This window comes from Lacihabitans sp. LS3-19, assembly GCF_024343575.1.
Lineage (GTDB): Bacteria > Bacteroidota > Bacteroidia > Cytophagales > Spirosomataceae > Leadbetterella.
The window spans coordinates 1-478 of sequence record NZ_RJUA01000105.1 but is presented as its reverse complement, the minus strand read 5'-3'; the positions used below and the strand labels follow the sequence as shown (position 1 = coordinate 478).

Genomic DNA, 478 nt, shown 5'->3' with positions numbered 1-478 from the left:
AAGCTATCGAATTCGTACAAGCCGCCTCCAGCTGTAATTGTGCTGTCTATTTTATTGCCTGTATTGTCTAATAAGTAAACTGTGATTCCATCTAAGCCTGGCTCTGTTCCATCTTGGATGCCATCGCCATTGATATCTGAGAATACTTTGTCGCCGATACTGCCATATGGAATAGGGCATAATTGAATAATTTTTATTGAATCTACACAATTATTAAGTTCGAAATAAATAGTTACTTCATTACCTGAAGGGATATTTTCAACTAAATTCCCATTAATAGTTCCAATACTTGATGTCACATTAGCTCCTGGAGTTACATTAAATTCAACAGAATAAAAATCTCCTTGTTGAGTACATATTGTATCTAATATTGAAATTATTGGAAAAGCATTTACAGTTACAGTAGTCTGAGCAGTAGCGTTACAACCATTAGCATCGGTTACTGTAACAGTATAAATACCTCCAGCTATCAATGCTA

Annotated in this window: 1 protein-coding gene; it reads right to left on the bottom strand. The window is 34.7% G+C overall.

Annotated features, from left to right (window positions below; translation table 11 throughout):
• Positions 1 to 478, bottom strand: a 478-nt coding sequence (locus EGI22_RS15615) for an SdrD B-like domain-containing protein (protein WP_255069348.1), incomplete at both ends; no start/stop codon positions are given.